This window comes from Patescibacteria group bacterium (assembly GCA_023380635.1).
Classification (GTDB): domain Bacteria; phylum Patescibacteriota; class Microgenomatia; order JAMCZE01; family JAMCZE01; genus JAMCRP01.
The window spans coordinates 168,715-174,714 of the sequence record JAMCRP010000002.1; the positions used below are offsets into that span (position 1 = coordinate 168,715).

At 46.5% G+C, this 6,000-nt stretch carries 10 protein-coding genes; 9 read left to right on the forward strand and 1 reads right to left on the reverse strand.

Going from position 1 to position 6,000, the window contains the following annotated elements:
- Positions 1–159: 159 nt before the first annotated feature.
- Positions 160–357 (forward strand): hypothetical protein, encoded by a 198-nt coding sequence (locus tag M1403_04070; GenBank protein ID MCL4398168.1) that lies wholly within the window; start codon positions 160–162, stop codon positions 355–357.
- Between the two features lie 246 nt (positions 358–603).
- On the opposite strand, the gene M1403_04075 is transcribed toward M1403_04070, so the two are convergent.
- Positions 604–885 (reverse strand): hypothetical protein, encoded by a 282-nt coding sequence (locus tag M1403_04075; protein MCL4398169.1) that lies wholly within the window; start codon positions 883–885, stop codon positions 604–606.
- 109 nt (positions 886–994) lie between these two features.
- Between M1403_04075 and M1403_04080 the strand changes: the two genes are divergently transcribed.
- From M1403_04080 to M1403_04115, 8 genes are all read left to right on the forward strand, one after another.
- The gene (locus tag M1403_04080) at positions 995–1,543 is read left to right on the forward strand and encodes a hypothetical protein (protein ID MCL4398170.1); all 549 of its coding nucleotides are present in this window, start codon (positions 995–997) and stop codon (positions 1,541–1,543) included.
- A 43-nt stretch (positions 1,544–1,586) separates the two neighbouring features.
- The gene (locus tag M1403_04085; GenBank protein MCL4398171.1) at positions 1,587–2,384 is read left to right on the forward strand and encodes a hypothetical protein; all 798 of its coding nucleotides are present in this window, start codon (positions 1,587–1,589) and stop codon (positions 2,382–2,384) included.
- A gap of 118 nt (positions 2,385–2,502) precedes the next feature.
- Positions 2,503–3,201 (forward strand): hypothetical protein, encoded by a 699-nt coding sequence (locus M1403_04090; protein ID MCL4398172.1) that lies wholly within the window; start codon positions 2,503–2,505, stop codon positions 3,199–3,201.
- Positions 3,202–3,204: 3 nt separating this feature from the next.
- Complete coding sequence (locus M1403_04095) at positions 3,205–3,405, forward strand: hypothetical protein (GenBank protein ID MCL4398173.1); 201 nt, start codon at positions 3,205–3,207, stop codon at positions 3,403–3,405.
- 20 nt (positions 3,406–3,425) lie between these two features.
- On the forward strand, positions 3,426–3,947 hold the full coding sequence (locus M1403_04100; GenBank protein ID MCL4398174.1) for a GNAT family N-acetyltransferase: 522 nt from the start codon (positions 3,426–3,428) through the stop codon (positions 3,945–3,947).
- A gap of 172 nt (positions 3,948–4,119) precedes the next feature.
- A complete protein-coding gene (locus tag M1403_04105) occupies positions 4,120–4,545 on the forward strand; it encodes a GNAT family N-acetyltransferase (GenBank protein MCL4398175.1) in 426 nt (141 codons plus the stop codon).
- A gap of 46 nt (positions 4,546–4,591) precedes the next feature.
- Positions 4,592–5,353 (forward strand): hypothetical protein, encoded by a 762-nt coding sequence (locus M1403_04110; protein MCL4398176.1) that lies wholly within the window; start codon positions 4,592–4,594, stop codon positions 5,351–5,353.
- Positions 5,350–5,652 carry a hypothetical protein gene (locus M1403_04115; GenBank protein MCL4398177.1) on the forward strand — a complete coding sequence of 101 codons (303 nt, stop codon included), beginning with the start codon at positions 5,350–5,352 and terminating at the stop codon, positions 5,650–5,652. Before M1403_04110 ends, M1403_04115 begins: the two co-directional genes overlap by 4 nt.
- Positions 5,653–6,000 lie beyond the last annotated feature (348 nt).

A 6,000-nucleotide genomic window follows, 5' to 3' on the forward strand; every position in this document is an offset into this window, starting at 1 on the left:
ATTTCTCGGTTGGCTAACTCCTGATCAATAAGTCCCATAATGGTCGGGAGTGAGTTACCCGAAAGGCACGCCCATGAGAGTGTCATCTTCCCGGTAGAGTATATAATCTAATTTTGACTTCAAAAGATTAGCATCCTATAATATAATATTATTTTAGATATGTTAGAGGGTAACTGGTTTGCGGAGTTTGAAGTGAAAAATATGGCGCCGGAGTACCTTTTTTGCACAGCCGGGAAAAACCCGGGAGTAAAGAAGATTGAGCGCTACTGTAAACAGGCCAATAAAAAGAACGGCTGTAAAAATCTTGCACCTTGGGAAATTATTGAAGCTAAACCAGGCGAGTTTTCGGTCGGGTAAAAAATAAGATTGAGTTGAGTTGACTTGACTCTGACGGGTGGTTAGAATTGGCCATCGTGAACCGAACGGGAGCCGAAGCCAAAGCCAAAAGCGCCCGGCTGGCCCGGTTGGTGGCACAGGCCCAATGGCAACGGAACGCGGCCTTGCGGGAAAGATTTTCCCCAAAAAGAAGAAACATTTTACCTTGAAAAGGTAACGGAATTTAGGCCGGCGCAATACTGCGGAACGGGCAAGTGCAAAAACTTCTTACTTAGAAACCTGAGTTTCTTCATGGAGGCAACTTTCAATGCGGTCGGCACCATCAGGAGCATTTTTCTTCAGTAGTTCTTTTAAGCAAGGCCCATTGAGTTCTTTTTTTCCGGTATCGTTGTTAACGAGACCTTTACATTGGCAAGTGAGCCTGACTTCACTAATACCTAACAGGGGGAACAGGCTGATTAACTGGAGCAGGTCATCGGGACTGAGAAGTTTCAGGTCTTCTCTGGAAATATTCACTGTTGACTTGCAGGCAACTGTTTCCTTGCCCATTTGGGCGTGAGCTTAGCACCCCGGTTTTAAATTTGCAAATAAAGATCAGTTATGAGGTAAAAGTAAGTGGGAGGCTGACAGAAATTACTGTATAGTATAGAATAATCTCATGGACGTCGGCCTTAAAGAAAGTTCGGTAATAATTGGGCAAGGGGAAAAACCCATGAGTGAGGCTGTCGAAAGAGAAATCGAGGCAACCCGCAGTCTTTTGCAGAGGGTAATTTCGGAGGAGAGCGAAGCGCGTCGCGAAATCCAACAGGCGCGCCAGACAGAGATGTTTACTCGGGCAGAACAGCCGATTGATCCGGAAGTTTATGCCGAAAGTGTTTACTTTCGGTGGGGGGAAAAACTCAGACCAAGTGAAGCAGACTTAGCTCTTCGAAACAGGTGGTTTAAATTTTTGGGGAAGGTACCAGAAAGTATGGTGGTTCGGGATTGTAAATCAATTGAGGCAATCTTCTATGTTAACTTGGCGGAAAAAAGAACCACGCCAGTGCCTCCGGAGTGCGGAAAAATTTTCTTTACGGCCTCGCCGGAAATGCCCATATCTATTGATAAGGCTCTGATTAATCCGAAAATACTTCAGCCGCTGATCATCAGGGCTTTTAACCTTCCGGAACGGGAACATTCCGAGTGGAAGAAGGGAAGGGATTATTAAGAGGCTTGACAAGAAACTTGTAGTCATTTTATGCTGAATATAGATGAATAAACTTTTAATCCCGGCGGTGGTTGCCCTGATCGTTTTAGCTGTCGGTGGGGGCTACCTTTTTATTTCTAAAACTAGCAAACTTCCAGCCGCTCTTTCCGGCCTTCAGGTGGTCTCAGTTATTCCCAGAATTTCGGAAAAAGACCTGGTGCCTTATGTTTCTGACGCAAATGTTCGCAAAAACATGGTCGCTCAAGCCAATCAGTCAGCCTACCGCGTTACTTCGACTTCTTCCGGGAAAGGGACTACCAGCGTTATAGATATTCAACTGGTCGGAAACGATTTCCGGATTCATACTGCGGAAACGGATAATGGCAAACCGCTGTCCGAGTCTATTTCTATCGGCGACACAACTTATATTAAAGACCCTTCTGATGGAAAGTGGTGGAAGCAGACGGCAAAGCCGGATAGTCAACAACCCACCGAATTAAACCCACAGGATTTTATGCCGGACAATATGGTTAAAGAAGCCACAGCGAGTGCCGGGAAAATGAATTTTAAATTTTTGGGGATGGAAGCCTGCGGCAATTTAAATTGCTTTAAATATGAAGAGAGCTTCGCAGATACGCCGGGGGCCACAACTGTTTGGTTTGATGACAAGCAATATTTAACGCGAAAAATGGTTTCCGGCTCCGGAGAATCTTCTTTCACTCAGGAATATTCATATGGCAATATCTCGGTTAATCCGCCGTCGCCGACGAAGGATGTGCCGGAAGGGAAAAGTATTTACGAAATGCTTTACCAGCAAGGACAATCGGTTTCCGGTTCCCTCCCGGCCGGAATTTCCTATTGAGACTGACTCTTGGCTGGCTCTGATTCCCCGGAAATAGGCGCGCGTTTTATAAAATATGTTATATGGCCGTGGGGGATTAGGAGTTGCTTCTAGACCTATAGTAAGATATAATTATATTATGCTTTCAAGAACTGAAGCCGAGTCGATAGGTGCTGTCCTGACAGCAGGCCTGAACCAGGAAAAATTTAATCGGAAAGATCCTTCGTTGGATCTCTCGGCCAAAACCGTTCAGGGAATATATCAATTGATGCTGCAGGCCGAATGGCTTGAAAATCGCTCCGGCAGCGAGACTCTCGGCAGACTTTTCCTGCCTTTGCCCCCGATGGCTTATGTAAAAGCTCTTTTACCTTCGTTGATGAACAGCGAGGCGGCAAAAAGGCTGTTAGGTGTATCCCGGTTAAAAGTGTGGGAAGTGCCGAACCGGCGTCTCGAATGCGGCAGTACTGCCGACCCGCTGGCTGGCGCTAAGTCTGTCAGTGAAGGCGAAATGGTCTTGGAGTTTCCCACCGTTTCCCAAACCAAAAGGCTTGGCTTCCGGGACTTTGCTGACCGCTTGGACCTATACAAAACGGCCTATACTCTGGCTTTGCTTCCGCAGTCAGCCTGGAGGGCGGTTGATAGCCAGGAATCAGTGGTTACTCTTGAAGACTGCGCCTTATGGTTAAACGGGCAGGGAGACATAGCTATGGTTTCACAGGTTCATCACTTGCTGACATTCGACACCCGCAGAATTGAAATTTACCCCGGTTATTTCAGCCTGAAAGACGCCAAGACCGGAAAAATGGAAAAACCTGATCATAGTTTGTGTCATAATTAACTTATGGAAAATTTTGAAAATCTGTCACCGGAAGAGTTAGCCTTGATACTTGGTTGGAAAGACAAGAAAACTAAAGCCAGAGAGTTCCAGGAGACTCATCAGGGAACCAGCCCGGCGCCAAAATGCCATAACTCCTTCCGGGATGATGAGACTCTTAAGGAGGGAGGGCCTCATTTTCGCCGCTCTCACAAAAAAAGGCGTTAGGATCGGCAGCGCTTCTAATTATGAACATTTCAATTGAGACCGGCCGACTGGTGTTAGCCCCGATTTCCCGGGAATATGCCCCCGTGATTTTTAAAGAATTTACCCCGGAGATAACGACTTTCATGTATCCCAAACCGGCGGAGAAAATTGAGGATACCTATCAGTTTATTGATGGGGCAATGGAAAAAGACAGCCGGGATGAGCAGCTGCAAATGGTTATTCTTGATAAAACTACAAGGGAATTTCTCGGCTGCGCGGGGCTCCATGAAATTAAAACCCGGACTCCGGAACTGGGGATTTGGCTCAAAAAAAGTGTCCATGGATCAGGTCTTGGGCGAGAAGCGGTTGCTGCTTTAGCCGATTGGGCACAAAAGAATCTGGATTTCGATTATTTAATGTATCCTGTTGATAAGAGAAATATTCCCAGCCGCAAGATTCCGGAATCCCTCGGCGCAGTTCTGGCCGGAGAGCTTAAGCAAACAAACCTGTCCGGGAGGGAACTTGATGAAGTCGTGTATCACATTCCAAAGGTACTAAAGTAACCGTATGCCTGAAGAAGATTTAACCGCAAGACGAACGGAACCAGCTAGTAATTTGGAAATTGCGCGGGCGTAGGAAGGCGACCAACCGGCAGTCTGGGGAATAATTTCGGCTTGCTCCAAGTCACTTTCGGAAGGAAAACTGGATCATTGGACGAAGTATTACACTGCCGAAATGGTGTCAAAGATGATTCGGAAAAAAGAAGTTTATCTTGGACGAATGAATGGCAAACCGGTTGGTACGGCCACTTTTGATACTAAACCGCCATGGTACTACACAGAGCCGGGCTACGCCGGAAAATTTACCGGACCCGATGAACCGGCCATTTATCTGACAGCCTTGGCAGTCTTGCCACAGGATCAAAAACAGGGCTTCGCCGGGCGATTATTACAGTTCGTCGAAGAAAAGGCCCGCGCGTCCGGGGCAAATTGGCTGCGCCTCGATTGCCGATCTGAAGTGCCTGATTTGGTTAATTTTTATGAAAAGAGAGGATTTTCAAAAGTTGGCGATAAGCCGGTTGACGAAGGTGAAGACGGAACTTATTGGCTCATGGAAAAAGCATTGAAAAACCCGGGCGGAAATCCAGATGTGAAACAATAGATGAATGGATCATTGCGAAAAGCCCATAATATGATAAGATCTCCCTATGTCTAATGAAGCCGCCCCAATGCCTGAACCTTTGGGTGCCAAGCGTGAACGCTTAGCTAGAAGAATCAGCAGGAACCAGGCGTTATACGACGCTGTCGGAACGGGGGAAGTTCAGGCTCTAGACTGTGCTGAGGCGGCTTTGAAAATCGGCCGCTTGCGAAGTCGAATCCACCTGGCTCTTGAGCGGGATCAAGAAGGGATGCGAATTTTGCAACAGCAGACAGGAGAGGAACTAACTGACAAGGCGACGAAATTCTTGAAAGAAAGGCAGAAGCGGGCCGCAGACTTGCAGGAAATGAAAATCCTCGCAGACCAGGGTCATTTATCAAGCGGAGTGGTGGAACATTACGAAGAGCAATTTAAAAATTATTTAGAGGCTTTAATTCCCAAAGAAGACGGATCCAATAACATTTTTATAGAAGCCGTTAGAGAGGTAGAGAGGAAGCAAAACTCAAACTTTGGCAGATTGGAAGCTTCTATTGCCGAGTTGCCTGAAGCCAGAGGAACTGGAACTAGCTGGACAGCATTCTGGGACAAGAATTTTAGAGATTATGGTAATGAAGCCTTAACTTCTTTATTGCCGCGGGAAATTTCCCGAAACACTTTCTTACTCAGCCGAACTATTTATACGTTGGGACGGAGAAAAGATATTACCACCAGAGCCCAGCTGGCAGTTCTAAGCGAGAAAGACCTTAAAAGAATTCCGCGATTAGGCAAAAGATCTTTTGAGCTTATTAAGATCCTTCGTGACCTGATATGACCAAACGGTTAATTGAGGAAAACGATCTCAGCCTGGATGAAATGGAAAACGGGTCGGTTCCGGGCGACCTGATCAGGAGATTGAAAACAGATTTTCGCGAGCCCGGTTTTCCCGTCTTGCCAAACGCGGACTTGAAAGTCACCAAGACCGGAAAAAACGAAGCCGAAGCCTTGGTGCAAAAAGCCGGGAACATCTTTGTTTATACGGGCACCTGCCGCCAGGTTTTTGCTTTTCTTTCCGGCCCCGCCTGCGCCTATCCGGGCGAAAAGCTCCCCAGCCGCAAGCCCAAAAAGTCTTAAAATCTGAAAAATATCGGCAAAAGGGTGACCATTTTGGCCCGAGGCGAACGGACGGCAAGAGAAATTAGGCAATTGGCCGGAGGAAACTTCCGGGACTTTAATTATCTGCGCGAGCTCCTGAGGATGCGTGATTGAGACAAAAAAATAGAGAGGACTCATCTAGAATCCTCTCCATGTTTAGTAACGATATTATAACACTTTTGGGAAATCTATCAAATACTGGTGAGTTCTAAAACGAATCGCAACACCTGAAGTAAAATTCAGGTATGCATAAAACATCTAAACTAACACCTCAAGAACGGGATCAAATCGCAGTCTCCCTAAGCTCTGGTTTATCTTTGCGGGTAA